Source organism: Bacillaceae bacterium S4-13-56, from assembly GCA_040191315.1.
Lineage (GTDB): Bacteria > Bacillota > Bacilli > Bacillales > JAWJLM01 > JAWJLM01.
Map to the genome: position 1 here is coordinate 21,963 of JAWJLM010000039.1, position 26,588 is coordinate 48,550.

The following is a 26,588-nucleotide window of genomic DNA, read 5'->3' on the forward strand; positions in this document are numbered from 1 at the left end:
GGCTTTGATATGCACTGTAAAAAAGTAAAAACCAAAAGTGGTCAAGTTCGATGGGAGTGTATTGCAGACGGACCTCCAAATCCTGCTACTGGTAAAAGAAAACAAATTAAAAGAAGGGGTAATACTCAAAGAGAAGCAAAAAAGAGGGTTGAACAAGCCCTTCGGTTATTAGAGGAAGATAAGATAGACGAAAGTATAGGAAAGAAAGTAACCTTTGAAATGGCAGCTCAACATTGGTTAGAAGTGTACACATTAACAGGAGTAAAGCGAAGTACGGTTAGAATACGAGAAAAAGAAGTAAAAATTTTAAATCGATATATCGCAAAGACTCCTATTGCCAATGTCTCTCACCTTCAGTATCAACGAATATTAAATGAAATTGCACCTGATTATGCTAGAACTTCAGTTCAGGGAGTCAACACGACAGCTGGTATGATTTTTAGGCAGGCCATAAAAGATAGAATCATTAAAGAAAATCCAGCTGAAGGAGTCGTAATACCTAAAAAACGTCGTACTGTTGAAGAGATCGAAACGGATCAGATTGAAGAAGAGTACCTAGAACGTGAAGAAGTAGAACAATTTTTTAAAGGCAGTACGTGAACATGGTCTTGACTTAGACTTAGAAAGATTTCTATTTATTAGCTTTTTCCGGAATGCGTTCAGGGGAGTTATGCGCTTTAAAATGGTCTGACATAAATTTTGAGACAAACGAGATTAGAATAACAAAAACACTCTACAATGAAGATAATAACATGTGAAAATACGAGCTCACTCCACCTAAGACAGAAGGATCTATAAGGACAATCACGATGGAAAAAGAAATAAAGGTGAAAATGAAGTATCGTGACCAGGTAGAACATGATGAAGATTTTGTGTTTTGCAGATCCACGGGATGGCCGTTTATTCAAAAAAACATTGGTACAAGAATGACTCGATTATTAGTTAGAATATACAGATATCACTAAAAAAGCTACTCCTCATATTTTTAGACATACGCATATTAGCATGTTAACAGAAGCTGGCGTAGACCTGGCTACGATAATGGAGAAGGTAGGCCATAATGATATAAAAACAACGATGAAGATCTATACACATGTTACAAAAAAGATGAAAAAGGACGTTTCCGCCAAAGTAAGAACTTTGTACGAAAACGCCCTTTCAGAACATAACTTTTCAATAACTTTTTTGTGACATTTTTACGTTTTTTTCATCAATTAAGAGCGCATAAACATTGATAAATCAACATTTATGGGTGGTTTTTTACATCATGCCGCCCATTCCGCCCATGCCACCCATGTCAGGCATGCCGCCACCATTATCTTCTTCTGGTAGATCAGCAACTACTGCTTCAGTAGTTAGGAACGGAAGTAGTGCTCCTTGACTTTATCGTAGTCCTATCAACGTTTCGTCTCAATTAGACTACTTCTCAAAATGATTTATACAAATTCATTATAAAGTAGTGGTAGCTTTTTGTGAAGTGGTGTTCCTCTCATGTCTCATATCATGTCTAAAGACGCATCATGACTGGCTTATTAGATCACATTTATAATCACAAGGAAATTGCCACACCTTTGCTTATCTTGAGAGAACACACTTTTATCTGTTTTTTTACGTTGAACAAAAGGAATGTCTTTACTAACAAATACTTAAGTAAAATACTCAAAGGTGCATAAAATTAACATTTTTTAAACTTACATGAATAACTTATTTTTCTGATCATATAGATGAAAGTAGGCAACACATTTTGAAATGAAAGGAGGGAAAAATGATGGGAAGCGATGTATTGGATATTCTGACAAAACTGGATCAAAAGCTGGATTTGTTAACCGAAGAACAAAATCAAATTAAGCAACAAATGCAGCAGATTCAAAATACAATTAAACAAACCAAGTCAGCCAAAATTAAAAATGTCAGTCGGAATCAAGTTGGATTATGGAACGTGAAACTAGGTTATCCAGATGTCATACTCAAATCTATTGATAATCCCGGCATTGGATTTCCAAAGAATAAACAGCCACTTGCAAACAAGGTAAAACCTGGTACAAAAGTATTTATTTATTTAACACATCCTGTCAAACGTATCATTGGTTATGGTGAAGTTTCTTCTGCTATGAAGACCGTCCATGGGGATAGATGGCCTTATCAATTCGACGTTGATTGGATAGTTGGACCATGTTTTCCAGGAGTAAGTTTTAAAGATGTAGATTTAGACATACGTCCAAGACCGGGTGATACGAACTTTAAAATCCATCCCAAAGATGCCCGTAACGTAATTGACCAGTTAAAAAAACAAAGACGGATTACACAGGATGATATTGATGGGTGGATTGAACAAAAAAAATAACCATTCTAGGCACAGAATGGTATACTTTGTCTTATTCTTTTCTTGACGCCTTCTTTTGAAGGCGTTCTTTTTCTATTCTATTATATGCAAGATCTTTACTAATATGTATTAATGGTGTTGGACCAGTAATGCTTATCATTTGGAAATTTAGTTTCAAACTGTTTGGCAGCGGAGTTGAAATGCTTCCTCATCTATACTCCAAATGACTTCTAAAATTTCCATTTTCATATTACCATATTGTATTTGCATTCCAATCATTGGAGTGAATGGGATTTCCAATGTCAAACCCCTACTATTACCTCTCTTAAAATCAACGAATGCCTTTACCACAATACCCCCTCCTTTATAGTTATATACTATGCAGTAATAGACTATACAATGCCTGAATAGGCTCGTAAATCAAATAAGTGAAAGCAAGATTCCAAATTTATTCCTCACTATTTATTTAGGGTGTGTACAGTATGCATACAAAATGTATGCAATTAATCATTTGTATGCAAATTGCATACAAAAGGAAAATACCTATTCATTCCTCGTTTCGAAAATATGATGAAAATTCCCATCCAGACATCCAGCCATCTTTGGTGCCTGAAAAGACCAAGTTTGTCCCTTTGACTTTGGATAAAACACAAAACCGCCCCGCCGTTCACTGAATTAAGAGTTTTACGAAATCTTGACGGGTAGAGAATATTCTCTTTTATCCACTCTGACTTCTTGTTCACTTGTTCTTCAAGATCCTTCATCGACCAATAAACACCTGACAATTCATTTTGTTTCATTTCTTCTTATTCTACTTTTGTAACAAGCACCATATCTTCTGGAATAATCACTACTTCTGCTTTTAATTTTTGCACACACTCTCTCCCTCATCTTTTATTTAAAACCAAAACAAACACACCCTTAAGGGTGCTAGTTAACATTTCCTAGTATTTCATACTTTACTTCCGAATGATTTTTAATCAACAACTCTTCTTTTATGTAGTTTCCGGTTCTTTTATTGACCGTCTTTCTCCAAATCTCATTTTGTCGATAGTTTTTTCCGTTTTCTTTCAAAAATCTATGACTTCTTTCTTCCATATGGTAGGAATATTACCATTCCCTATCGGTAAGGATTGCCCCTTTAAGGTGCTTGTCCGTGAGCCAAACCTTGATTTGAAAAGTCTGCTCTGTAGGATTGTAAAACCGCAAATCTATGTAATTATAAAAAACACTTGCCCCACTTCCAAAAGGGAGCACTCTACCTGAATCCGGAAATGGGTCAAAGCTATAATGATGTCTTTCTATGATTTCCAATGGGGTATGTAAGGCCATCCAAAACAGGAGGTTCGCCAATTGACAAATCCCCCCACCAATCCCTGTTTTCACTTCTCCTCTGGATAATTGCATACCCTCGATGTACCCCTTGTCTCTCGTGGTCCTCCCTACTAACTGCCAAAAGGAAAAGATTTGTCCAGGGAAAATCAAAACGCCATCAATCGTTTGAGAAGCAATTTTAAGGTTTGTGATTTTGTTTTCTTGAAGTTGTGGGTCGCTATCCCCCAGTTTTCTTCGTAAAAGCGATTGATGTTTCTTTAAAGAATGTGGTAAAGAATCATCAACAGAAGTAGTAGCAAATCTCTTTGCATCTTTAAGGTCTACAATCGAACGAAAAAGTCGTTTCAGTGCAATCCTGGTGTGATAAAAAATCGGATGAATTTCACTCAATCTCATATCGATCCAACCCTTCACACATTTTCACTATCATACTAATATACTATCACTATTAGGCAATTTAAGACTCATTTATTTGAGCAGAAGAATAGAGTAAAATATAAAAAAGGAGTAAAAAGGAGGTTGGCCATGGCCACGTTGAAATTTTTTGTTCTTTCATTTTTGGTTGCGATAACGTTTATCGTATTAGGCGGATGTTCAAATGAAGCACAGGATGCACAACAATCGACAGAAGGAAAATCTTCCAATACACCTGAAGAATCAATAGACGGTGATAGCCCAGGATTAGAAATAGAACGGCCACAGCAAGATCCAATATCAATTTCCTTCGAGGATCTCCCTATCCTACAAGACTACCTTGATCAAGAAATCGATCCCCAACTGGAAATTGGTCGGATGCAAACAGAGTATTTGTTTTCCCACAATAACAAGGATTACGCCATAATCAAATACAGCTGTGGATCAAAAATCTGTGACCAACTTTTCATTGCACATAAAGGTGGAAATGTAGAATCTATTCTTGTATCTGAAGGAAGTATGTTGCTAGATTATAAACAAAACAGCGATTTTCTTGCGTTATTGTTTGGTAGAAACGAAGGATCAGAGGTTTTACGAAACAAGGTGGAAGTTATTGACCTACATTCTCTCAAAGAAATACTAGCACCTAATGATGTAGCCAAGTTCAATTCCTTTGACTACCCTATTTCTTCATTCAAATGGGAGGGAAATTCCCTGGTTCTTTACGTTGCGGATATAAGAGACAAGTCCTATGAGACGGTAAAAAAGTGGTACGTAAACAACCAACAACCCAAAAAAACTCTCACTTGGAAGATGGAATAAAGGGTGAATTACGATAAAACTAAAGTTCTTAAACTGATTACCGAAAGAAGCTATGCAGAGATTTCAAGGAATGTAAAAAATGCGCGGAGATGGGAATAATATTTATTCTACTCTAAAATAGAAAGAAGGAATTTTCATTGGAAGAGGTTTGGGTGAATTTTTTTACAGAAGATAAAGGTAGGTTTATCAGAGAAAAAGTGTTAAAAATAAACGAAGATTATATTGGGTATATTGATAATGGAGATTTCTGGATGGATACCATTACGCACAGGAAAGAAGGCGAGCTGTATATAAAAATTGCTGATAAAAACTTCAAAACTATTCGTGTCGGGCTTGATTCATTCAAGAATATTAACTTTCATGACCAGCCAGTAAAAGATTTTCTGCTCTATGTGATCAGCAAGTCTGAATAAAGTGATAATGGTAATGACTTTATTGGTGCATTCGATAGCAAATAAATTTGATTTTTAGAATTGTAGGATTCCTTGTATTTACATGCAATAGAATCCTTTTTCTCTATCCTTATAGGATACAAGGAATATGGAGGAAGGGAACAGGTGACTACATTCTTTTTTTATGGTCTTAACTTTTTTTATCTCTTCCCTCTACCTTTTTTCTCTACTTTGATTAAAAAGTGGCGAAAAAGGAAATATATCATTTCATCAAGTGACAAGAATTGTTACGTGCGCTAAAATAAAGGAAATACACAAAGATACCCCATATTTCAGGTGGTTCAAAGCCTTCCTCAACAACAAAACCTCATTTTAGACTTTCAAAAGGATGTTAAAAAAAACAAAAAGGAGTGAAATACATGACCTCTATTAAGGGATACTTTTGCAAATCAGATCCCTGGCCAACTGGCTGATTTAAATTTCCCCTCTTACTGGTTAGTAGGAGGTTTATCTTTTCTATGACGTTTTGGGTTTTGTGTCTAATCCTAAAAGCCAAATTCTTTTGCAGAACAAAGTTTTATCAATCCATCATGGAGATTAAAAGTTCCATTCTTTCACTTTGCTCTCTTCTATGTTTATCTAACAATTCTCTTCTCTCATTCTTAAAAATTGGCAAAAAGTACTTAACTCTAAAAAATTCTGGTGTTTCATGAATCTTACAAAATTCAATGACTATTGGAGGTATGATATCTGTTACCTCTCTATATTGCGAATATGCATTTTGCATTATCTCTGTCTTTAAATCATTTGATACATGGTTAGCATAAATTTTCTCATCCAAGAAAGTCTCAATAAACCGAAAATATATTTCTCTTTTCTTTTCCACATATTGTAGGGGGAACAATTCCATATCCTTGCATACTTGTATATCCTCATTATAGTTTTGAATAAAAGGTTGGATTTCTGACAACCTTAAAGCAGCCATTGATGTAATCAAAAATTATCACTCCTAAAATGTTTCCTTCATTGAATCATAGGTCTTCTCCTTTGTAAACCCAGTCATGACAGGCTATTCATTAAATATTTCGCTATTCATCTTAAGAGGAAATTTTTTTAAAATAAAAGAGATTTGAGTTGGAAATGTGATGTTAAAACAATCTCACAAGTATAAAGTTTATCCACTGAAGATTTACACAAATATCGACTCTTAAGGAGGATTAGGTAATATGTCCTCTTCCCGCCATCATGTTATGATTTGTGAAATACCACCGTACGATTCATGATAAAGATCTTTGATTAGTGATGTAAAGGTTCAATGCATTTTCTTTATTTACAGCGTTTTGGACTTAAGGTTCAATATATCTATCTTGGTATATTTTTAAAAGATCAGAGATATCATTTCCATTTGCAATAGGAAAAATGTCATTTGTTTTTGGCACAATAGAGTTATCACAAATTCTCCACCCATCCTTAAATTGCTCAATAGAAATAATATTACCAGGATCTAAACCTATTCTAAAAATATGAGGATGAAAAAACTCTACATATTGACTACCCTCTTGATAATGATATATTGCAGGCACAGGTGCGATTATATTTATATCTATATAAAAGACCAACCTTTTTTCCCGTTTGAATGCAGGTTGCTTATAAATTTCTACAAACGATAACTGTGATTCATCATCTGTTCGGAACGCCGCTTGTCCTTTTTCCCTCATTGCAACTAAAAATAAATCACCCTCAAATCTCAATTCAGGGAGATCTGTAAAATACGTAAAATTAGTTTTCTTCAGCTCTCTTGTACTACCCTGAAGATCATATGGCGAAGCCCAGATAGATTTACTACTTGTAATTCCTTCATACCCGTCTTTTGAGGTATGGTGAAAAATCCGTAAATAACGATGATCAATAATCTTTATGTAAGGCGTCTCTATTTTGTTTAGTGGTTTAGAAACAGTGATATTACCCTTGGCCATACACAATTTGTCTTTTGCTAAATTTTTTGGGGTCTTTAATTTCAGTCTAGCCCCTGTATGGAAATCGAGATTTAATCTAATATTCCAATGGCTCTCTTCATCCGTTTGAATTTCTAAAATAAAGTCCAGGGTTTTGGGTCTAAAAAATCTGCCGTTGATTTCAATTCCATAAAGATAAAAATTCCGAAAAAAATCCCATTCTCTTCTTGGTTTTGACAAATATGCAAAATAAATATATCCAACGTATTCCTCTTGTATTAAATTTTCCACGGTAAATTCACTTTTTACCTCGATTGTTCTCAACCTTCTTGGGGATGAAAGAAATGCACTACAACAATCACTTGGATGAAAACCGCTACCACACACACATTTTAGTTGAGGACTAACCAACTTATCTGAAATGCCATTGACACTACCGTGACATTTTTTATATTTCAATCCACTACCACAAAGACACTTGTCATTTCTTCCAATTTTTTGCATTGTAATGCCCCTTTAATCTATAATTTTACAAATATCTTAACTTATTTTTTTTACCATATAAAGATGATCATGACTTCACAACAACTACAATAGTTTTATTACTGGTATAACAAAAAATAAGACACACGACAGCTCGTGTGCCAACAAAAAATCACTTTAACAGGAATGGATACCATATTGGGCGATCGTAGTGCTTCACAAAGATTAACTTGTGCTTGTCAAAGTTCATTATTGATTTACAGTTTGGACAGTACAGTAATGCTTGTCCATCTTCAGAAAACTCTCGTAAAATTTCTCCTTCTTGTGGAAAATTGATCTTTTCTCTTACAGTTTCACCAATGATTCTAGCTTCACCGCATTCTTCACATTCCGTGTCCTCAAACTGTTCTACGTACCTGTTCCAACTCCTCATTTTTTCCTTTTGCAAAGGATACACTTCTTGAAAATATTCGGATAGTCGCATCGTGGAAAACCTCCTATTATATCTCGTTATAGTGTCTTTCTATTTCCACGTTAGCGCGCGATTCTAATGGATTTCAAGTTTTTTATTTCATCCTATTATGTGGATTTCGAAGATTAAACCAATATTGTTCATCAAGCGTTCCATCTAATTTCATACCCAGTTTATGTTCAAACACAAGACTAGCTAGCCTTAACTTATCTATCAATTGAACATCTGCTATTCTTTTAATATCTTGACCTTCAATGCTCTCAAAGGGGAAAATACCTTGATCCGCATTTTTCGAGAAACCACCAGTAGCAACATACCAACCTACTGCATCTAACTCCTTACTTAATAATGAAAAGTCCCTAATTTCTTTGCTGTTAATCTTACTTAAGTACTTTTTACACTGTACGATAAATCTTTGAGATCCCATAAATGCATCAACATCAATTCCTTTATCCCCACTACCATCGGTAACTTTTACATCAGAAAAGCGTTCATCTCGTTTTAAAATGTCAGCTATAAGAATTGGCAATCCATTATGATGAATGGAATCAATTCTCTTTATAAGCTCCAACTCATTGTAAGAAGTTTCATTTGGATCCCTTGATGAAGTTAAAAATATCTTTGACTTTAAGTTGTCTAGCATTGGGTCAGTATTCATTTGGCAAAAGATATCACCTGCTTCTAATTCCCCAAAATAGTCTTTTATGGTTTCTATATCATTCATTAGGTCATTAACATATCGTTTCATTTCCTTCAAATATAAATCGATATCGATTTCCTCTAAAAAGCGTATTTCATTTTTTCTGGGAAACAGAATAAATGAAATATTCAGGCTTATAAAGAGGAGTTTTAGTTCTACTATGGAATACGCCTCAATTATCGGGTCAACTTTGGGGAAATTCCTCAAACAACCATCTATTTCAGCCGATACTTGATTGTAAGTTCTTTTATATTCATCTTTTCTTTTGCCCAATACAGCTTTTGCTGATACGGATGTCATTCTCGAAGAAGTTGCTAATGTTTTTTCCAATTGATAATGAATTAGTGCTAGCTTTGAATACAACTTACTATTTGCTCCACCAGGTATTTTCATAGAAAAAAACTCCATAGGAACTCTCTTACTTAACCCACTATAACTCATTTTAAGCTCATTACTCATTTCTTCCCTATTCATAAATAGTGTTTCCATCTTCTATCTTTCCTCCTAGAAATTGATTAAAACTCGGTATTTCCAAGTAACATACCAAGAGTATGGGTGAAAGATAAGGAAAATATACTTCATAACACAGAACTTAATATTATTTCCAAATTGAAGTTACGATATACATAAAATGTAACGCTATTCAAAAAGTTATTGTTTTTTTATTACTTCAGTAACCGGATGTTTCTTATTATTGTTAACAATTCTCCTAGCTGTAAACGGTTGAAGTCACTGCAATAAAAAGACTCTCCAAAAAGGAGAGTCTATCTTTGAAACAAATTCTTAAAGAAAGCTAGAAGACCTGTATCTTTATTCTTCCTGTCCTTATCTATATTACGTTTTTCAGCTTCTCGTACTACTTTCACCTTATCGCATGACCATGATTCTGCCCATACAACCCTACTATCTCTAATCCAGTAATGAGACCTACATGAAAATGACCAATTTCCAATCGAGGGATGTAGAGAAACAGTTTCTCCATTATATGTGAGTTTCCAATCGGAACGGGATAAAGGAGTGACTACCTCTTCCCCACATCCACATGCACAGGAGTGAACTACAGTATTATAGGCGATACTTATATAAATGGTATTGGGCTTTAACTTATCAGGTATAAAGTCCACAAATTTGTGTTCAACCACTTGCCTAGTCATTCGATATTTCCCCAGTATTAGTGGTATATATACTATTAACTTCGCGACGGTGGTCATGATAAAAGCCTAATTGTTTTTTCCATTTGATAACAGCCATCGCAGCATTTAAGGCGTTCAACTCGGCAATTTGAATATTGCTTTCGTACATATCATTAATAGAGCTAGTCAAAGAAATTCTCTGGGGTATATGATCACTTTGACTAGGTGTCACCGTTGTAGTACGCACATCAGCTAATAGTGAGTTGTCCACATTTTTCACATCCATACCAACATCAACGAAAGGAATCTTATGCTCTAACAAATGAGGAATAATGTCTTTCTTGAATTCCCCTTCATCAATACAGATAAATACAAAATCATAGTCCAACAGAAGTTGAACATTGTCAGATGTCACATATTCAGAATGTGGATGAATATTTTTCTTCATATTACTATAAATACTAGCAAAGTAAACTGCCTTATTTTCTTTTATCTCTAATTGTTTAAATGTTGGTGCACTCGGTGCTCGAAAAGCGTTATGCTGTAAAAATTCATCTCCATCAAACAGATGAATTTCAGAAACAGGTGTTTTTGCAACAAGGTCAAGAACATAAGATACCGTTCCACCTAGACCAATAATTGCTATTCGTTGGGAACGTAGTTTATCTGAAACAGCTCCAATATTCGCTCTGCTTGAATGTGTGTCTACATAATGGAAAGGCGAATCATCCAAAGTGTCTATTACTGGAAGAAACAAGTTGGCTTTGGCTTCAGGATTAATAGATTTCGCAGGAGCTGCCAGTATCTCAATATAGCGAATAAATTTATGATAGTAGTCTCTATAACCATTTGGTGGCTTATTCGAAAATGAACGGTCTACTACTATTCCTTCACCTAATTTCTCTGTTCTTGATGAAGGATGCATGATACCTTGGATCGTTTGTCCATTTTTATCACATGGTTGTTCACCAATAAAGTGGATAGCATGAGTATCTGGTTTAAGAGTCTGACCTCCTGATAAATGAAGAGTAGATACAAGCGTTCCCGCTTGTATCTCTCTTTGACAATTGACATAAGGAACGTTATGAAGGAAAACGTATGCGCCTTTTACCTCAATTTGATATCCTTCATCTCTCAAACGACGTAGATCCGGACTATGATTTATCAGTTCGTGAGACATTGATAATCATGCCGTCCTTTACATTAACTTCTTCTCCAAAAACCAACGATTTACTTGGTTGTTTTTTTCCTTTAGTATAGGTCAAGGTGTAAACAATATTTGGATTCGAATCGAACTTTCCTAGAGCAAGTTCAACTATTTCTTGAAAAGAATACTTGTCCTTATCAACAACCTTTTCACGGGCATTTATAATTACCGTCACTTGCTTCAAATGTTTTTCCTTCTTTCTTATAGAGATTTATCTTTAAATCACTAGCCAAATCGTGTAATATAAAGTCAACTTTATTTTGTTTTGGGATTCTTTTGTGTTGCAGCACATTAGAATCCTTTTTTTATTGATCGTTCCAAATCTCTTACTTGCCTTTTCACATCACGTTCTGCCTTATTCAATTCCTGTTTAATTTTTCGTTCTACTGAACGGATTTGGCTATTAAACTTTGCACGGCTAAACCCTAGAGACAATTGTTCCACCTCCTTTCATTAAGTACTAAAATCCTAGCAAATATTGGTTCGTTACCCCTCCTTTCCCAGCATATCTATCATAACAGACAAGACTCTACTAAACAATATATAGTGTGTATAACATTTTAAAAATACTATATATTGTGTTTTGAACAAATGTTCGTTCGTTTGTCAAGTAAGATATTCTTTAAAAATAGTAGAAAAGCAAAGGAAAACAAAGGAAACGTATGTTTGCGTTTGTGAATTTCATTTTTTTAACCTTTGACTCTCTTTCAAAAACAAAAGCACATCATTGGTTTAGATGTGCTTGTTTGTTATTATTCGACATATAGTACTGGGTTCAAATCACCCTTTGCATATAATGGGTGCTTCGGTTGCCCTCCTTTTAAAATTTCCAAACAATAAATCGGAACTTCTGCTTCGTTAAGTAATTTTAGTACCTCTTTATCCCTATTTTTATAGGTTCCCTTTTCTCCCCAAGCAACTATTACTAGGCTCGCATCTCTTATAGCAATAAATATGAAATCATCGTTTTTTCTACCAACTTGATCATTATTTAAATCATTTTTTAACTCTTCAAAATCTGTTGATCTATAAGAAAACAAATTCACCATTTCTAATGATCCATATATTCCATTATGCCATCTTTTAGCAAAGTCAATGCAACGTTTTAAGGTTGGGTCGTTATTCTTTTCATCCGCTGTACTTGGATTTAAACCAACGAAAACAACTTTTTCTCTCATTGGTGCCCATACTCTTGTCAGAGAGTACCTGTATTTTCCTGTTTCATCAAAAATCGCACCATTTTTTGGTTTTATGAACTTATCAATCTTATTTCTCAACCATAGTTCTGCTTGTTCTGCTACCACTCTTTCAAACTCACTATCTGTAGTGCCTTTTATATAATCAAACAGGTAAAGAATATCCGACCACATTAAAAGACCAATACCCCTTAAACTCAACAAATTTCCATTCCGATGAGTAAGATCACCCTTAACAAGATCTCGGGAATAGGTATATACATTCATATTGTGAAACCCTTGTGGTGAATGTGCTTCATCTAAAATCAGCAAAGAGAAGTAAAAGTCCTTGCCGTTTGAATAGTCCAATCCAACGTCAATATTTCTTATTATCTGATTCCTGGATTTGTCATGAGTAGTACCTAGGCTAATGTCACTTTTATATTTAACCTCTATAATCCAAACAAAATTATTCGTTTCAATAATAACATCAATTTCGGATTGTCCTTCTTTTGTAGGTAGGTTTAATGGCGGATTTATTTTTTTCCATAAGGTTACATCAATAAATTCCAATGGGTAAGTAAAATCTTGGTGGAAGGATTGCTTGAATAAATGGGGTAACCAATAACTTGGATTAATTTGCTTTAGACTCTTAAAAACATTCCAAGTCATTGCATCTTCACTATTTTCACTTCTTACTTGCTCTAATTTCTTTTCTCTCCACCTATGGAGTTCGATATCGTATTTATCAATTATTAATGAGTCCCTAAAGGTTTTGTTCAATAAGATACCACTTTGGGATTTCTCTTGCATCTCCACCCCTCCCAAGTTAGACTACCGTAAAATTAAACTATGAAAATATTTCTTTTAGATCCTTTCTTTTATATTTTAAAGGAACTTTACGTACTTCTTTTGTTTCTTTATTTACTACCCACATTTGTTTTGACACTCCGATTCTTGTAAAAACATGATATTTACCATACTTTCCAATACATGGGCCACCATCATCATTTCCTACTTCCACATAAGAACCTCGTGAATAACCATCAAAAGCATTTTTTATTGCAGGGCTCCATCTTGCATTTTCTACTAATTCTAAAGTTTGAAAGAACTCTTCAGGTAACACCAATATTTCTCTCCTCCTAGAAAAAATATGATTTAAGTTTCAAACCTTTGACTTTTCACTCTTTATTTTTGTACAATTCAATAACTGAACGAATTGAGTTAATGGCTTTTGAACGATATCCCAACAATGCATTGTTACTTCCTGACGGGAACGGTGCAATTTCTATTCTCTTTTTCTCTTCCCAATATTTTTGGGATGAATCCTCAATATAAGCCCAATATAATTCATTGTGCAAAAGATTAGTGATATTTTTAGAGACATCCAAAAGAAACAAACCGACTCCCCCCAAAGCAATAATCACATCTGGATCACAGAATTTTATTTCCGACTTAAGAAGGTTGGCATTTACTTCTTTATGTCTTTTGGACATTGATTGGATTATACTTTTTCTTTTTTTCTCTTTAAACTTCCTTTCCTCGTCACTATCAGAAGAGGCATTTTTATATTGTAAAGATTCAGTTGGATATACCTTTCTTCCATCAGTAATATAGAGAAAATCTAAATCTATTCCTGCTTCACAAATAAGTGTTTTCACATCATTCCAACCGGTAAAAGCAGCTAATCTATTCTTTTTTATATAGGAACTATATTCCGCTTTCTTAAAGTATCTCATCAGATGTGCATAGCAAGTAATGCTTCCTGCATCTGGGGTATTTGAGTCTTGACTTATTATCATTACTCTTACACCTTTTTGGGAAGTGAAGTATTTCTTTCCCCACCATGGAAGATCTGCTCCAATTCTTATTTGTTTATATTGATGTTGTTTTAAAAATAGTCTTATATCGTTTCTATAGTGATCTTTGTCAAAAAGTTGATCATATTTATCTTTCGGATTGAGAAACTTATGAACTGCGGTTTCTTCTGTGTAACAACTAATTGGGTATATCTCTTTAAATAATAAAGACAGTTCAGTTATTACATTGTCATATTCCAAAAACATCTCTCCCTTATATGTCTATAATTCCCATAGTGGACAAAGCCCACTCTTTTTAAGTTTGCACCTAGTACACTTTATTTTTCTTTCATCATCAATTGGCATATTGTAATATTCTTCAAGTTTTTTCATCCATGAAAATGTATTACCCTTGGACATATATTTATCCCGTTCATTGTAGATTTCTATTAAATTGATATAGTTGGTGAAAAGGTCATCGAATTTATTGTTTATGAACTGTTCATCATCGGTTAAACAGAATATCCTGTTTAAAGGGTGTTTATTAGAATTTTCTATTGAGTATTCAAGGAGGAAGTAATCATCAATTTCTATACTTTCGAGTTTTGTATAGCACCAGACCTGTGCATAAAAACTATCGAGGGGTGGTGTAAATAAATAAGTATTCCTGCTAACAGATTTAAATTCATAAAGTAACGTTTCATTTTTCTTCTTAACAATGAGGTCTGGCTTACAATGAATTTTTGTTCCAAGTATATCAGCTATTAGAAATTGACTATTTTCATTTTCTTGGATACCTTCATACACAACATCTTCGTAGGTTAAATTTAAATCAGCAAGTACTTTATCTACATAAAACCTTTCATTTAGCGTTTCATCACGATACTTTGGTTCTAGGGATACTGATTTCCCCTTGAGTCTAGGATTCCTCTGGTAAATAAATTTAAAGCCACAGTAGACATAGGAACCGAAATCACTCGCGTTTAAGTTTAGTTTGTCCTTCAGTTTAAACGTCTCCTCTCATAAGGTAGCGTAGATACTATCGACATTTGATGCGGCCAAATAATATGGGTTATTAAGTAATCGTAGCCCTGATACGATTAAACAGTTCATTATAGAGCATTTCCTCATTATCCCAAATAATATGGTTAATTTGTCGAGTATCGAAATGTAGCTTATCAAAGTCTTCCTTACTACACGTCCAAATAACTGGAATACCTAAACCTTGAGCAAATCCTGCTTCGTAATATACTCCATTTCTGTGTTGAGTTACGTCAGCGACAACAAATCTGCTCCTTCTTATTTCAGCTATTATCTCTGAATCTATTCTATTATTATGCTGTTTGTTATCAATTCTCATTGGCTCGTAGCCAGTCTTTTTTATTACTTCTTTTATTGTCTCACTTGCAGAATTCATGCTCTGATCAAAGGACATTGCAATAAACCCTTGTCTTGATTCACCAAATCTCCCATAACTTAATTCATTAACCCTATCCCATCCTTTAGCAGATACTACAATACTGGTTGGTAAAGTTGAAACGTTACTGGAAATATATCCCTTTTCAGCTAAACCTCTCAATATAAAAAGTATTTCTTTGGTTTCTGTTGTTGAGGACAATAACAATGGATAAGTTCTATTTGATAATACAATTGAGAAACCAGGATATTCGGACTTTAAAGTTAAATTTATCAAGGCTTGATTAATTCTTTCAGTCATAAGGATTGGGTATTGATCAATAATTTGATCAATTGTTAGGAAAGGAGCATATGGAATCTTTTCCATATCAGTAACCTGTTCAGCAAGAATCGTTATGTTACTACCATTCAAATTACGCTTGGTTACAAATGCTGAAATTTTAGGCTTGTCCTTTGTACGGGTCGAATCTGTTAGTTCCTCTTTAGCTTGATCTGAAATTTTATAGCTTCCGCATGTAGCACAACTTATATCATAGTAACTGTTTAAAGGTCCAAGACCTTCAATTCTTGCTTCATAATCACACAATGGACATGAATGCATATTTTACCCCCTCTTTTGATTATTACCTTCATAGTTTATTCCCAGAAAAGTTAATGCAGCAATCGGATAAGTTCATCAGGCTTAATCCAAGGTCTTTTTCTATGTAGCATTCTGTGGCAATTCGAACAAACCATAACTATGTCAGAAACTTTTGTCTGGTCTCCTTCTTTTAATTCTGACACTGGCACTATATGATGACCCTCAATAAATCCCTGCCCAATTTCACCGTAAAATAGTTCAAAGTCAAACCCACAAACTTCACAATATAATCTACCATTTTTTTGTTTAAATCTTTCTTTTGCCAAATCTACAACTGTTGAATTTCTTTCCCTAACAATGTGTTTCATATACATTTCCTTACCTTCAGGAAATGATAAACTTTCTTCCATCAAATCTGACTTAAACAGCTCCGTATTACTTGAATCAAATACTTTTTTCGCCTCAATGCTTGAAATTGATTTACCGGAAACTATACTGTTTTTAAAAGATATACCTATCTCACTTAATTTAACTGGTTTATCAAAAAACTTTAACCCTGAAAGTATGATACATCCTATCGTTCCTTTACTTACATTGAACATCTCTTTCATACGTGAAGAAAAAGAGGCAAAATCAGGATCCCCATTACCTTGTTTGTATTTGGTCCAAGCCTCTTCTGGTGATAACTCTTCAAATCTACTGAAATACCCTACTCCTAGAACCGCTCTCTCCCCTCTTACATTAGGTGGGTTTTTTACAAGAAAGAAAAGTGGCTCATAGTGCGACAGAGCCCTGAAGTAATTTGTGTTTTTTCTCCAGAAGTTTACCTCTCCAGATATATAACTTTGCTTTAGGAATTCATACCATTCTCGAGACGTGACCGCAACAAAAGCGCGGTTATACATTTTAATCCCCCTTCCAAAACGACCGATTTTGTTCTTATGAGTTTATTCGACATAAACCATTATTTTCCTCTTTAACATCCCATAAATGACCGTATTTGGAACGAATCCATCAGCAAAGCCAAACCATCTGTTTTATGGATTAAAACCATCTCAAAACTCATTTTCAAAAACAAAGTTTCAAATGGCTTCTTTCTGACCGTTTTTGCGCTATATTTATGAAAAAATAGAATAGGAGGAAAAGCAATGAAAGTTGGATACGCAAGGGTCTCTACTTTGGAACAAAGCCTTGATTTACAATTAGATGCTCTGAATCATTATGGTTGTGAACAGATTTACCAAGAAAAAGTAACTGGTTCACGGTCAGACCGTCCACAGCTACAAGAAATGATTGATTACTTGCGCAAAGGGGATGTTGTTGTAGTTTACAAACTTGATAGGATTAGTCGTAGCACAAAACACCTTATCCAATTAAGTGAACTATTTGATGAGAAGGGTGTACAGTTTGTATCGTTACGTGATTCTATTGACACATCCACCGCTATGGGAAGATTCTTTTTTAGAACGATGGCTAGTATTGCAGAGCTAGAGCGTGACATCATTCGTGAAAGGACCATGGCTGGTCTGGAGGCAGCTAGAAGTCGTGGAAGAAAAGGAGGCAGACCACAAGTTGACCAGAAGAATATATCGATAGCTCTTAAGATGTACCACTCAAAACAATACACCATAAAAGAGATTGAAGAGGCCACACAGGTAAGTAGGACTTCCTTATACCGATATGTAAACAGTCAAAAATGTGAAAACACAAACTAGTTTCGGAATAATTAATGATAAAATAACATTAAGGAGGTGGAATATAATGAGTCATAAACCAAATGAAAGATGTCCGAAATGTAATGGATATGGTGTGAAATGGAATGATAACTTTGAAGCTTCCGTTGACCGTATTTGTGATACACAAGGTTTAAGTTTTTATGATGCTATCCAAAGAACAAAGAAAAATCCTCGTTTTAGGTCTGACTTTTGGGATTGTTCTGAATGTAAAGGAACTGGAAAAATAAGTTGATAGAAAACGGCTATTGGAGGTGGTGGAAAATGTCTAATACAAGAAATGAGATATTTAATTCTGAAGGTATCCCCAAAAAATATATTGAGAATGCTAGAAGGTGTTTTATATGTGATTCACCAGTGGTAGATGGCGGTACATGGGCCGGAAGCCATGATGTTCACCTTTTATCTATTTGTAATTCACAGCAGTGTATAGAGGATCATATAAAGTGGTTAATTGATGTTTATATATCTGATGGGAAGATAGATATAAGGCATTTTGAAACCAAAGATAACTTCTTAACGCTTGTTGAAAAAGTGTATGATGATAAATCAAAAAAAGAAATTCATAATAAGTGAAACGAAGTGTAAAATAAAATAAGTTGATACAAAAATAAAAAGGACCAAATCAGGTCCTTTCATATTTCTTATTTAACAACTGTTATTCTTCTTTCATGCTCTTCATGAAAGAAGATGAGGCCGTCCTCGGAATGAACATCTCTTGTATCAATCCAAATATAGTTTCCATCTGTTAATGATTCAATCAACTCCTGAATGCCTTCTTGTAATCTCACTTGAAAATGAGTGTGATCTTCCCTAAACATATCAAATAGATCAACGACATCTGTCTCAAAAAAATTGTCAAAAAGATTCTCTGTATCAACATTTAAAACAATCCAATGAAATTCCTCTTGAAGGTCCTTTAAAGAGTATATCAAGTTAATTTTATTTGGATTAACTACCCCACCAACAACTACTTTTGCATATCTGTTTACTCCATTTACCATATCTTTTTTGTCACCCTCTCTTTTTTTAATGTCAGTGACATCAATGGTGACAGAAGACGCCTTCAAAATGTTTATTTAAAGGCACATTGTATGCACTGTCACCATGTCACCCCTGTCCTCACTGCTTTTGGTTTAAATGCTTATTCGTTTGATTCTTTAAATTTAAAATCAATGAAATTACCAAAGAACCATTAACAAAATAGAAATGGCATGATGACATGGTGACAAGTTGTTATGGTTATTGATATATCAATGGTTTAAGCGTCACCACTATCGTCACCATATTGTCACCCTGTCACCCTATTATTGAAGGGAGTCAATAGCTTCCCTCTTGATTGTTACAAGCCAATGTCTAATTCCATCTATTCTTGTTTGTTTCCCAAATCTATTACTTCCATTTGGAAGGTCCAGCCATCCTTTTTCTTTCCATAGGCCTAATATTTCCAATGCATTGTACCCACCTTTTTCCAACTCATTTTTTAATGAGCTTTGGTAAAAAGCAATAGAATCCCAGTTTTGAGATTTATCCCATCTTCCCAACCAACCTCCATTTGGTAATATTGGTTTTCCATTAAAATCAGTTGTATGACGACCGAAAAAGTGGGTTTCACGTGAGGCAGCCCAAGAAATGATTTCACGAAGAGCTTCTTCTTCACCAGTTGGATCCTTTGCTTCTTCAGCAATATTTGGCCATTCAATCTGCATATATTTTTTGTATTTCCATGGTAGTGGATAGCCCATATCATCAAAAGCTCGATGAACCATTTCTGCGGTTAGCTCAATGATTGCAGCGTATGATGCTAGTCTTCCAGCAACATTATTTTTGATACCTGTTGCAAAAAATTTAACCAATTCTTGATACTCCTCTTGCCACTTAATCCAACTATCTCGGTTTTTTTGAATCCATTGAACAAACAGAGGGAATGCATGACCGTAATTTTGACATACCTCAATATTTATGTTTTGTACTAATTCTCTCGTTTTGATGTCATCGTTAACAAATGGTAACCCTCGCACCTCAAGTACACGTGCCCTTGTGCCACCATCATTTGTAAAGGAAATTGCGGGGGTTTCACCACTGGATATTAGTACCGTTCTCCAAGTAGTTGTCATACTGATCCCTTTTTTGTTTCCTCTCCCACGACCACGGCCACTTGCTACAGTGTATAGAATGTTTGCAACTATTTTTGTGTTCTTTGCTCTTTTTGTATCATCTAATATTACAGGCAAACTATTCATGACACCGCTGGCTCTTTCAAGCCATACTTGGGTTACATCCCAAGTTCCCAGAATAGAGTCAGAATTCTTTTCGTCGGGGTTTCCTACAACACTTGCGGCAATTCGTTGGACTGTTGTTTTACCTGTACTTGTTCGATTAGCGAAATCAATGATGAAATTGGAACAATTTAGAATTTCTAATAGAGGGGGGACAAAAGCCGAATAGAATCCCAGCATGACCTTCGGATAGTCACTCGCTGGTTGTACTGCCTGTATCCACTTTTCGATGGATCCTCTTTTATGGAATCCAGACACCAATTGTTCATCTCCAGATTCCATTCCACGAAAAACAACATACTCACTATTTGTAACTTCGTCTCCCTTTAACTGTTCCTTTGTTTCACCATTTAAAATGGTGTGATTTCCCCAAAGAAATCCTTTATCGAACTTTTTCCCTTGCCACCCTAGTTGCGATGAAACAAACTGTTTGGGAAGTTCCTTGTAATTTATCGCTTCAGTTGTAGAAACGTAATTCACCACTTCTTTGGCTGTGCTTGTTGTTACAGGAAACCCTACACTAGCTAAATCGACAATCTTTCTTGCATTTGCGACCTCGTCTCTATTTACAATTTTGTGATACCAGCGCTCTCCTCTTTTCCAAGAAAGTTGTACCATTTCGTGATTCGTTTGAATATCCTTCATCAATCCCGTCACCAAAATAGGGGAAAATGCAATGTCAAGAAGGCTCGTTTTGTTTCCTTTAGGAATTATTTTGTAAGTGGCGTGTTCAGTCAAATGATAGTTTTCGGGGATTAGGAGTGATTTCCCTGGGGAGTTTTCTAAACAAGATCCAACTGTTTGTAATTGAGGACTCTCTTCTTCACCCACTATTCGCAGATGACTTTCGCTTGAATTTTCATTCTTTACTTCTTCACCGCTTTTATTTAATGCCAAATTCAATTCTGTGGAAAGTTCCTCGTATGTGCTAGGGGCTTCTCTTTTAATGAATTTTAGTGCATCCTTTTCTGTTTTGGTTAGCGAAACATTCTTTTCTGTTGAAGATCTACTTAACTTCTCCATGATTAGTTGTTTTGCTCCTTCCAATTGAGCTTCCTTTTCTTCCATGTTACTTACAGCAATAGGGGATTTAATGTTCTGATAGAATGAGCATTGATTGCACCATTTTCCATTGGTCATCTCAAAGATCTTTTCACAAGTAACAGGACCCGTGTTTTTAAGGGATTGGAACAACTTATATTGTGTCTCATCATACGAATAGTTGGGGTAAGGGGAGCTCCATTCATGGGTAAGCTCTTCTCCATCAATACATCTTCCTAATATGGATAGGCTTGCATACCATTCTGGTTCTGAAAGAGTTTCTGCATCTTCTTTACAATGTTTCATCCATGAACACCCGTTGACGATATGTTCTATTTTTGCAAATTGATTATTAGGTGTTAGTGCAACGTTTTGTGATTTTGCATGAAACATCTTACTAGGGGTTTTTGTTGCCTTTACTTGTGATTCGTCTAGGAAGTATTGTTCTAAATCATCTTGAGTATAGCGATTATCTTCTTCAATAGTCACTATCTTTACAGGAGCCGGCTCCAAATCTTTTTTTCGATTCCATGTTCCTGGAACTCGAAAGACTCTTGATAGATCTGATGTAGAGTCTACTCTCCAACCAAAAGAAGAAGCATGGTATTGTACCGTCCTTAAAAAGTTATTAACAAACTCTTGCGCTTCCTGTAGTTCTTCCTCACTTTCAATCACCCACGGCTCCTTGAATAGCCAATATACTTGATACCCATGACCTGAATTAACCATCATTGTTGGGCGAAGTGGGAATTTTTCAATGATTTTCTCTGCATCCTCGAATGTATCTGGTAAATTATCTACTTTGTGTGCCGGACCTTTCACATCAATATCAAGCCAAACACCAGGGATGACACATACTGTTTTTTTGTAGCCTCGAATACGTGATTCATCTGCCTTTTTTCCTAGTTTTTCTGCTTCCTTTAAAGTCGCCTCTTTGTCCTGCAATCCTAGACCCAGATATACATTTGATTCCTTGGATACGGATAGAGCATATTCTGCAAATTCTTGTCTCTCTCCATTCCAAAACCACTTTGCTTGATGATTAGGTAAAGTGAAGCAGACAAGGTGGCCTCTTTCCAAATCCTCCTCTCCGTACAGAGTTTGTAAAAATTGTAGTACTTCGTTAGCGCCTTGTAATGATGATGGATTCATTTGGTGAATCTCCTTTCTTAAAATGAGCAACAATATGTTGCTATAAGAAAGGCGCTAACCTAAAGAAAATATTTTCTATCAAAGGTGTTGGGAACACCTATAAGTGATGTCCTTTCTCATAAAAGGACATCTAAAAAGGTAATGACTATTGGTAGTTTAAGAACAACTCGGAATTTTGTATTAAATATTTATTCAACTTATTTTATGGACTCCGCTTTGTAATCTTTCACGCACAAACTCATGTTCTTTATTATAGTATGATTTAATCAATGACCAAGCTATGCAGTCTTCGTTCTTCGCCCAAATTTTAATGTTAAAATTATCCCCGAAATGGTTTATCCTAATAGATTCTTCATCCCAACTACCTATTGTATAGGAATGATGCTGATCACCAAAAATCTCCTTCAAAAGTGATAGATGTGTTTTAGGTATGCCTGAATTTCTGTCATGCTTCTCATTATACTCCATTGTTTTATGAGCAATACCCCCACATTTGTAATGAATGTATGCTTTAAACTGTTGAAGTGCCTGTTCGTAATCATCAAAAAATTCTTCAGCTGCACCATATACATAGGATTTTTCTTCTGCTTTATCAAAGACGTACTCCAAAGAATAGTCATTAGCAAAAAACTTATTATCAAAAAAAAGTTTGATTGTTGCGGTGTATAGTTTTCCTCCTCTTTCGAACTCTACGTCCCAAAAATGTTCCTTACAGTACCCTTTTTGGTCATATATTGGCCCAAGATCTTCAATTTTTTTCATTATCATTTCAGTTTCTTTTTGCATGTATATCTCTCCTATTTCCTTTTAATTTAGCCATTGTTACGGCTATAAGAAACCGTTAGTTTACAGTAAGTAAACAATCGGCTTCTACTTGGGAAATACGTTACTAAAAACCTTCCACCCTTCCTTTGAATATTCTCCTCTGCCACCCAAAAACGAAGAAATAGTGAGAAAAACGTAAGAAACATCCTACTAATCGTTTATATCTACGATTTTTAAGGATCATTCAGGAATTGAGGCTGATTTTTCAAGTAGTTGTTTCTGTAAGAGCACCATTTCCTTCATCTTGGGGTCAAGTTGTTCGAAGGCATGTAGGAAGACCTTTTCTACAGCCTTACTTGAGGTTTGTCCCTGTTGAAAAACCGCAAGCATAGCTAAAGAAAACGAGGAAAAGGTGATGGTCTTTCGATACTGATTACCTGTAGTGTCTTGTAGCTTCATCTTTCTTTTCTGCATGGCCTTTTTTCTGCACTCCAAACAGATTTTTGGATTTTTGGCGCCTTTAACAAACTGATCTGCTGGTTTTGTTTCATTGCAAGTTTTACATGTGAAGAATTCTTGCATGTGCGTAACCTCCTTTAATTTTGAAATGTCATATCTTCCATAGATATGAATAAGATTTGGATTGCAAAAAGTGAAGTTATGCAGTTATGCAAAAGAGTCAATGGGGGATGGATGTAGTTATTCAAAAAGGGGAATGTCATAATCCGCATCCTGATTAGGGACACGGGCAACAGGCATTACTACTCTTCGATCCAAGAGCAAATCGATCTTTTCCTGTTATCAACTGTTCTTTTTTCCACCTTTTCGTCGTGGGTCTGTTTAGAAGTGTAAACTGTGGTGACTATTCTAGGCTTGTCTTTTGATACTTCCTTTCCGTTTTCTTTGAGGTAGTTTTGACAGATTTGTTTTGCAACTGAAAGCCCCATTTTTACTTTCGGATTCCTGAAATTCTTGTCCCAATGACCAAGGTGAGGTAATTGATTGAAATCTTCTTTTGTCGCGGGATGGTGGAAGTAGTAATCGCCAGCTCGAACCAGGACATTGCTTCTCTGTTTAGCAAAACCAGGATTAGGACAGAAGTGCAGCCCCACCTTTTCTGCTTTTCCTTGTTCGATCAACACCTGAATGGTTTGTCTTTTGAGTTGATAGAGAGAAGTTGGGTCAAGCGCAGTCTTACTGTGCCGGTTTAACGTAAAAAGTGCCTGTTCAATTTTTTCGGTTGTTTCCAAAAACAACACACTCCTTTACATCGTGGATTTATTAAAGAAAATAATCAATAAGGATCATGGGGGTGAAGATGTACAGTATCAACAGGGGGTACACAGTAGTTGTTAACGAAGTTGAATGGAGACTAATAATAAATCCTTTTAATCTTCCTCATCCATTATCTGTAGAAAAATAATGGTTACGGAAAACATCATAAAAAAAGTGGAATCAACGTTCATAATAGAAGGGCAAGTCTCACTACTAGAAAGGAAAGATTGAAAGTGAAGCAATTGCGAAGGTGTGATTTGGTTGAATCACACAAAACAGGGGGTAATGCGGTTACAAAAATAACACAATAACGATCTTTACATTTTCATTATATAGCGGGCTTCTTACACTTTTCAAGGAGTTAAGGCGACGAAATAATAAAAATTTCAAAAAAAAGATGGTATACTCGGCAAATCCCCAAGTACAACCATCAACGATTTCATTACCCAGCCAAAATTATCATAGGAATTTTAACACCCAATGATTGCCCAAGATTTAAGTGTTTATCACTTTTTGTAGCTTATTTAGAAGATAGTCTAACTCTTGACTACATTTTAAAGTACTTTTATGTCCAATTCCTTTTACCTTTGCCGTTCTGATCATTTCATTTCTTTTTTTCTCAATTCTGGATTGTAAATGTTGGTTCGACTTTTCATCCATGATTTCTCCACCTTTACAAAAAGAACCGTTTTGTTGAGAAAAATAAATTTTAGAACTACTCGACTTGTTACCCGATACCTCTCTTGGAAAGTTCAATCTCATTGATAATAGCAGCTAGTCTATTTTCGTCACTCTTTTTCATATCCAGGAATTTTATACCGTATACGAAATAATTACTTTCCTTCTTTGTCTCCTTACGTACAAACTCACCTCTCAAGTTAAATTCCTGACTCTGTAAAGTAAAACACAAATCTGAAATGATTAGGTATTGGACTGGTAAATCAATTTGAGCCGTCAACTTAATACCACCCAGACTAACGTCATCAATATGACCCAAGACTGTTTTACTCACTAGCGCCTGTAATTTGTTTGTTCCAAAATCAACAAATGAAATAGAACATTCTATATGATTCACATTTACGCGATGATAGTTTCTGCGGTTATAATTAAAGTTCGTAGTTGCTTTTTGCGGTTTAATAGTATCACATTTACTTTTCAAAGCTCTGACCTCATTCTCTTTTTCCTTGATTTTTTGCTTACTTCTAAAATAACCTAATGAGAAAATGAGTAATAGCAATGTTTCAAATAGCAGGATAGAAAGCAACTACCTCACCCCAAACCTTTTAGTAAGTTTGGTACACCCAACTTATAACCTTGTCCTAATGGGACTCCAAGTGATTTGGAAAAAGAAACATCAAGAGCATTTTCGAGACCTTCTAAAACTAAAATAGTATCAAATTTATTACAGTATTCCAACACATTTTTAATCATCTCTTGTTTTTTTGGAGACTTATGGAGATCCCTAGAAAAAAACTGATCTAACTTTAAATAATATGGATCTAATTCAATTAGTCTCTCCATATCACCATTGCTAATTCCATAATCATCAATGGCATAAGAAATCCCTACTTTTTTTAGTTGCTTTAATACTTTTTTCAAACGATTCAAATCATAATTTGTTTCTTTTTCACTAATCTCAAAAACTATTTCTTGATTTGACAATAGCTTTTCCTTCATAATTACAGATATAAAGGAGGGGAATTTTGGATTCAATAATGTTGACGGAAAAACATTTACGAACAATATCCCTTCTTTCCTTGTAAAACCTGCTGAATGGTAGGTTTTCAGAGCTTTATGAATGGACCGCGAATCCAATTCATAGAGCTTTTTTTCTTTTATAGCGCTATTAAAAGCAAGTTCTGGATTAGCAAATTTTTTTGACCGAAGTAGTACCTCATACCCTACAATATAACCCTCTTTCAAATCATAAATGGGTTGAAAATGATGAAAAAAGTCCTCATGATCTATGAAGCTACTAATCACCAATACCTATCCCTTCTTACGGACGACAAAAAAGCCCATGCCGAAAAGCATAGACCTACTATACTTCGGCAACCCGGCCACCATAGTCATTTTTAGAATGACTTTAGGTCCGTGGCTTTGCGTCCTTATTTTTCAATAAGTTTGCCTTTTGCGA

General features: G+C 35.1%; 33 protein-coding genes, 2 pseudogenes and 1 riboswitch. Of the genes and pseudogenes, 9 read left to right on the top strand and 26 right to left on the bottom strand.

Features of this window, described 5'->3' with window-relative positions; all coding sequences use genetic code 11:
- Positions 1–9 precede the first annotated feature (9 nt).
- From RZN25_11390 to RZN25_11400, 3 genes are all read left to right on the top strand, one after another.
- Positions 10–600, top strand: a complete 591-nt coding sequence (locus RZN25_11390) for a hypothetical protein (GenBank protein ID MEQ6377422.1) — start codon at positions 10–12, stop codon at positions 598–600.
- Between the two features lie 209 nt (positions 601–809).
- Positions 810–965 carry a hypothetical protein gene (locus RZN25_11395; protein MEQ6377423.1) on the top strand — a complete coding sequence of 52 codons (156 nt, stop codon included), beginning with the start codon at positions 810–812 and terminating at the stop codon, positions 963–965.
- Positions 966–1,005: 40 nt separating this feature from the next.
- A complete protein-coding gene (locus RZN25_11400) occupies positions 1,006–1,191 on the top strand; it encodes a tyrosine-type recombinase/integrase (GenBank protein ID MEQ6377424.1) in 186 nt (61 codons plus the stop codon).
- Between the two features lie 69 nt (positions 1,192–1,260).
- Here the strand turns inward: RZN25_11400 and RZN25_11405 are convergent.
- Positions 1,261–1,362 (bottom strand): annotated as a pseudogene (locus RZN25_11405) (hypothetical protein).
- Positions 1,363–1,768: 406 nt separating this feature from the next.
- Between RZN25_11405 and RZN25_11410 the strand changes: the two are divergent.
- Positions 1,769–2,344, top strand: a complete 576-nt coding sequence (locus RZN25_11410) for a hypothetical protein (GenBank protein MEQ6377425.1) — start codon at positions 1,769–1,771, stop codon at positions 2,342–2,344.
- A 153-nt stretch (positions 2,345–2,497) separates the two neighbouring features.
- Here RZN25_11410 and RZN25_11415 read toward each other — a convergent pair whose 3' ends face one another.
- From RZN25_11415 to RZN25_11425, 3 genes and pseudogenes are all read right to left on the bottom strand, one after another.
- Positions 2,498–2,674, bottom strand: coding sequence for a hypothetical protein (locus tag RZN25_11415; protein ID MEQ6377426.1), 177 nt, complete (start codon positions 2,672–2,674; stop codon positions 2,498–2,500).
- A 192-nt stretch (positions 2,675–2,866) separates the two neighbouring features.
- Positions 2,867–3,198, bottom strand: a pseudogene (locus RZN25_11420) (DUF771 domain-containing protein).
- 235 nt (positions 3,199–3,433) lie between these two features.
- Positions 3,434–4,054: a VanW family protein gene (locus tag RZN25_11425; GenBank protein MEQ6377427.1), complete on the bottom strand. Its 621-nt coding sequence runs from the start codon at positions 4,052–4,054 to the stop codon at positions 3,434–3,436.
- 129 nt (positions 4,055–4,183) lie between these two features.
- On the opposite strand from RZN25_11425, the gene RZN25_11430 reads away from it, so the two are divergent.
- Together RZN25_11430 and RZN25_11435 are read left to right on the top strand one after the other, a co-directional pair.
- Positions 4,184–4,894 carry a hypothetical protein gene (locus tag RZN25_11430; GenBank protein ID MEQ6377428.1) on the top strand — a complete coding sequence of 237 codons (711 nt, stop codon included), beginning with the start codon at positions 4,184–4,186 and terminating at the stop codon, positions 4,892–4,894.
- A 137-nt stretch (positions 4,895–5,031) separates the two neighbouring features.
- Positions 5,032–5,307: a hypothetical protein gene (locus RZN25_11435; protein MEQ6377429.1), complete on the top strand. Its 276-nt coding sequence runs from the start codon at positions 5,032–5,034 to the stop codon at positions 5,305–5,307.
- A gap of 559 nt (positions 5,308–5,866) precedes the next feature.
- Here the strand turns inward: RZN25_11435 and RZN25_11440 are convergent.
- The 14 genes from RZN25_11440 to RZN25_11505 form a co-directional block, all read right to left on the bottom strand.
- The gene (locus RZN25_11440) at positions 5,867–6,283 is read right to left on the bottom strand and encodes a hypothetical protein (protein MEQ6377430.1); all 417 of its coding nucleotides are present in this window, start codon (positions 6,281–6,283) and stop codon (positions 5,867–5,869) included.
- A 349-nt stretch (positions 6,284–6,632) separates the two neighbouring features.
- Positions 6,633–7,745: an SEC-C domain-containing protein gene (locus tag RZN25_11445; protein MEQ6377431.1), complete on the bottom strand. Its 1,113-nt coding sequence runs from the start codon at positions 7,743–7,745 to the stop codon at positions 6,633–6,635.
- 151 nt (positions 7,746–7,896) lie between these two features.
- Complete coding sequence (locus tag RZN25_11450; protein MEQ6377432.1) at positions 7,897–8,208, bottom strand: hypothetical protein; 312 nt, start codon at positions 8,206–8,208, stop codon at positions 7,897–7,899.
- An 82-nt stretch (positions 8,209–8,290) separates the two neighbouring features.
- The gene (locus RZN25_11455; GenBank protein MEQ6377433.1) at positions 8,291–9,385 is read right to left on the bottom strand and encodes a restriction endonuclease; all 1,095 of its coding nucleotides are present in this window, start codon (positions 9,383–9,385) and stop codon (positions 8,291–8,293) included.
- Between the two features lie 275 nt (positions 9,386–9,660).
- A complete protein-coding gene (locus RZN25_11460) occupies positions 9,661–10,050 on the bottom strand; it encodes a DUF6527 family protein (protein MEQ6377434.1) in 390 nt (129 codons plus the stop codon).
- Complete coding sequence (locus RZN25_11465; protein MEQ6377435.1) at positions 10,043–11,209, bottom strand: ThiF family adenylyltransferase; 1,167 nt, start codon at positions 11,207–11,209, stop codon at positions 10,043–10,045. The genes RZN25_11460 and RZN25_11465 overlap by 8 nt, the downstream gene beginning before the upstream one ends.
- A complete protein-coding gene (locus RZN25_11470) occupies positions 11,184–11,411 on the bottom strand; it encodes a multiubiquitin domain-containing protein (protein ID MEQ6377436.1) in 228 nt (75 codons plus the stop codon). Before RZN25_11470 ends, RZN25_11465 begins: the two co-directional genes overlap by 26 nt.
- A gap of 116 nt (positions 11,412–11,527) precedes the next feature.
- Positions 11,528–11,671: a hypothetical protein gene (locus RZN25_11475; protein ID MEQ6377437.1), complete on the bottom strand. Its 144-nt coding sequence runs from the start codon at positions 11,669–11,671 to the stop codon at positions 11,528–11,530.
- A gap of 317 nt (positions 11,672–11,988) precedes the next feature.
- Complete coding sequence (locus RZN25_11480; GenBank protein MEQ6377438.1) at positions 11,989–13,224, bottom strand: DUF1643 domain-containing protein; 1,236 nt, start codon at positions 13,222–13,224, stop codon at positions 11,989–11,991.
- A 37-nt stretch (positions 13,225–13,261) separates the two neighbouring features.
- Complete coding sequence (locus RZN25_11485) at positions 13,262–13,540, bottom strand: hypothetical protein (protein ID MEQ6377439.1); 279 nt, start codon at positions 13,538–13,540, stop codon at positions 13,262–13,264.
- Between the two features lie 52 nt (positions 13,541–13,592).
- Positions 13,593–14,471 (bottom strand): hypothetical protein, encoded by an 879-nt coding sequence (locus RZN25_11490; protein ID MEQ6377440.1) that lies wholly within the window; start codon positions 14,469–14,471, stop codon positions 13,593–13,595.
- Positions 14,472–14,492: 21 nt separating this feature from the next.
- Entirely contained in the window at positions 14,493–15,017 is a 525-nt protein-coding gene (locus tag RZN25_11495) for a hypothetical protein (protein MEQ6377441.1), read from the bottom strand.
- A gap of 268 nt (positions 15,018–15,285) precedes the next feature.
- Positions 15,286–16,227, bottom strand: coding sequence for a hypothetical protein (locus tag RZN25_11500; GenBank protein ID MEQ6377442.1), 942 nt, complete (start codon positions 16,225–16,227; stop codon positions 15,286–15,288).
- Between the two features lie 50 nt (positions 16,228–16,277).
- Positions 16,278–17,111, bottom strand: coding sequence for an HNH endonuclease (locus RZN25_11505; protein MEQ6377443.1), 834 nt, complete (start codon positions 17,109–17,111; stop codon positions 16,278–16,280).
- 243 nt (positions 17,112–17,354) lie between these two features.
- On the opposite strand from RZN25_11505, the gene RZN25_11510 reads away from it, so the two are divergent.
- The 3 genes from RZN25_11510 to RZN25_11520 are packed head-to-tail and all read left to right on the top strand — an operon-like array spanning position 17,355 to position 18,515.
- The gene (locus tag RZN25_11510) at positions 17,355–17,921 is read left to right on the top strand and encodes a recombinase family protein (protein MEQ6377444.1); all 567 of its coding nucleotides are present in this window, start codon (positions 17,355–17,357) and stop codon (positions 17,919–17,921) included.
- A 46-nt stretch (positions 17,922–17,967) separates the two neighbouring features.
- Positions 17,968–18,174 (top strand): hypothetical protein, encoded by a 207-nt coding sequence (locus tag RZN25_11515; GenBank protein ID MEQ6377445.1) that lies wholly within the window; start codon positions 17,968–17,970, stop codon positions 18,172–18,174.
- Between the two features lie 29 nt (positions 18,175–18,203).
- Entirely contained in the window at positions 18,204–18,515 is a 312-nt protein-coding gene (locus RZN25_11520; protein ID MEQ6377446.1) for a hypothetical protein, read from the top strand.
- Positions 18,516–18,583: 68 nt separating this feature from the next.
- On the opposite strand, the gene RZN25_11525 is transcribed toward RZN25_11520, so the two are convergent.
- From RZN25_11525 to RZN25_11560, 8 genes are all read right to left on the bottom strand, one after another.
- A complete protein-coding gene (locus tag RZN25_11525; protein ID MEQ6377447.1) occupies positions 18,584–18,943 on the bottom strand; it encodes a hypothetical protein in 360 nt (119 codons plus the stop codon).
- 303 nt (positions 18,944–19,246) lie between these two features.
- Entirely contained in the window at positions 19,247–22,411 is a 3,165-nt protein-coding gene (locus RZN25_11530) for a DUF927 domain-containing protein (protein MEQ6377448.1), read from the bottom strand.
- Positions 22,412–22,603: 192 nt separating this feature from the next.
- A complete protein-coding gene (locus RZN25_11535) occupies positions 22,604–23,197 on the bottom strand; it encodes a hypothetical protein (GenBank protein MEQ6377449.1) in 594 nt (197 codons plus the stop codon).
- Positions 23,198–23,416: 219 nt separating this feature from the next.
- Entirely contained in the window at positions 23,417–23,758 is a 342-nt protein-coding gene (locus RZN25_11540) for a hypothetical protein (protein ID MEQ6377450.1), read from the bottom strand.
- Positions 23,759–23,937: 179 nt separating this feature from the next.
- Positions 23,938–24,426, bottom strand: a complete 489-nt coding sequence (locus RZN25_11545; GenBank protein ID MEQ6377451.1) for a YkyB family protein — start codon at positions 24,424–24,426, stop codon at positions 23,938–23,940.
- Between the two features lie 520 nt (positions 24,427–24,946).
- Positions 24,947–25,111, bottom strand: a complete 165-nt coding sequence (locus RZN25_11550; protein MEQ6377452.1) for an aspartyl-phosphate phosphatase Spo0E family protein — start codon at positions 25,109–25,111, stop codon at positions 24,947–24,949.
- 67 nt (positions 25,112–25,178) lie between these two features.
- A complete protein-coding gene (locus RZN25_11555) occupies positions 25,179–25,610 on the bottom strand; it encodes a PilZ domain-containing protein (GenBank protein ID MEQ6377453.1) in 432 nt (143 codons plus the stop codon).
- A gap of 110 nt (positions 25,611–25,720) precedes the next feature.
- Positions 25,721–26,434 (bottom strand): EAL domain-containing protein, encoded by a 714-nt coding sequence (locus tag RZN25_11560; protein MEQ6377454.1) that lies wholly within the window; start codon positions 26,432–26,434, stop codon positions 25,721–25,723.
- A 64-nt stretch (positions 26,435–26,498) separates the two neighbouring features.
- Positions 26,499–26,588, bottom strand: a riboswitch (cyclic di-GMP riboswitch). This riboswitch is flagged as partial in the annotation.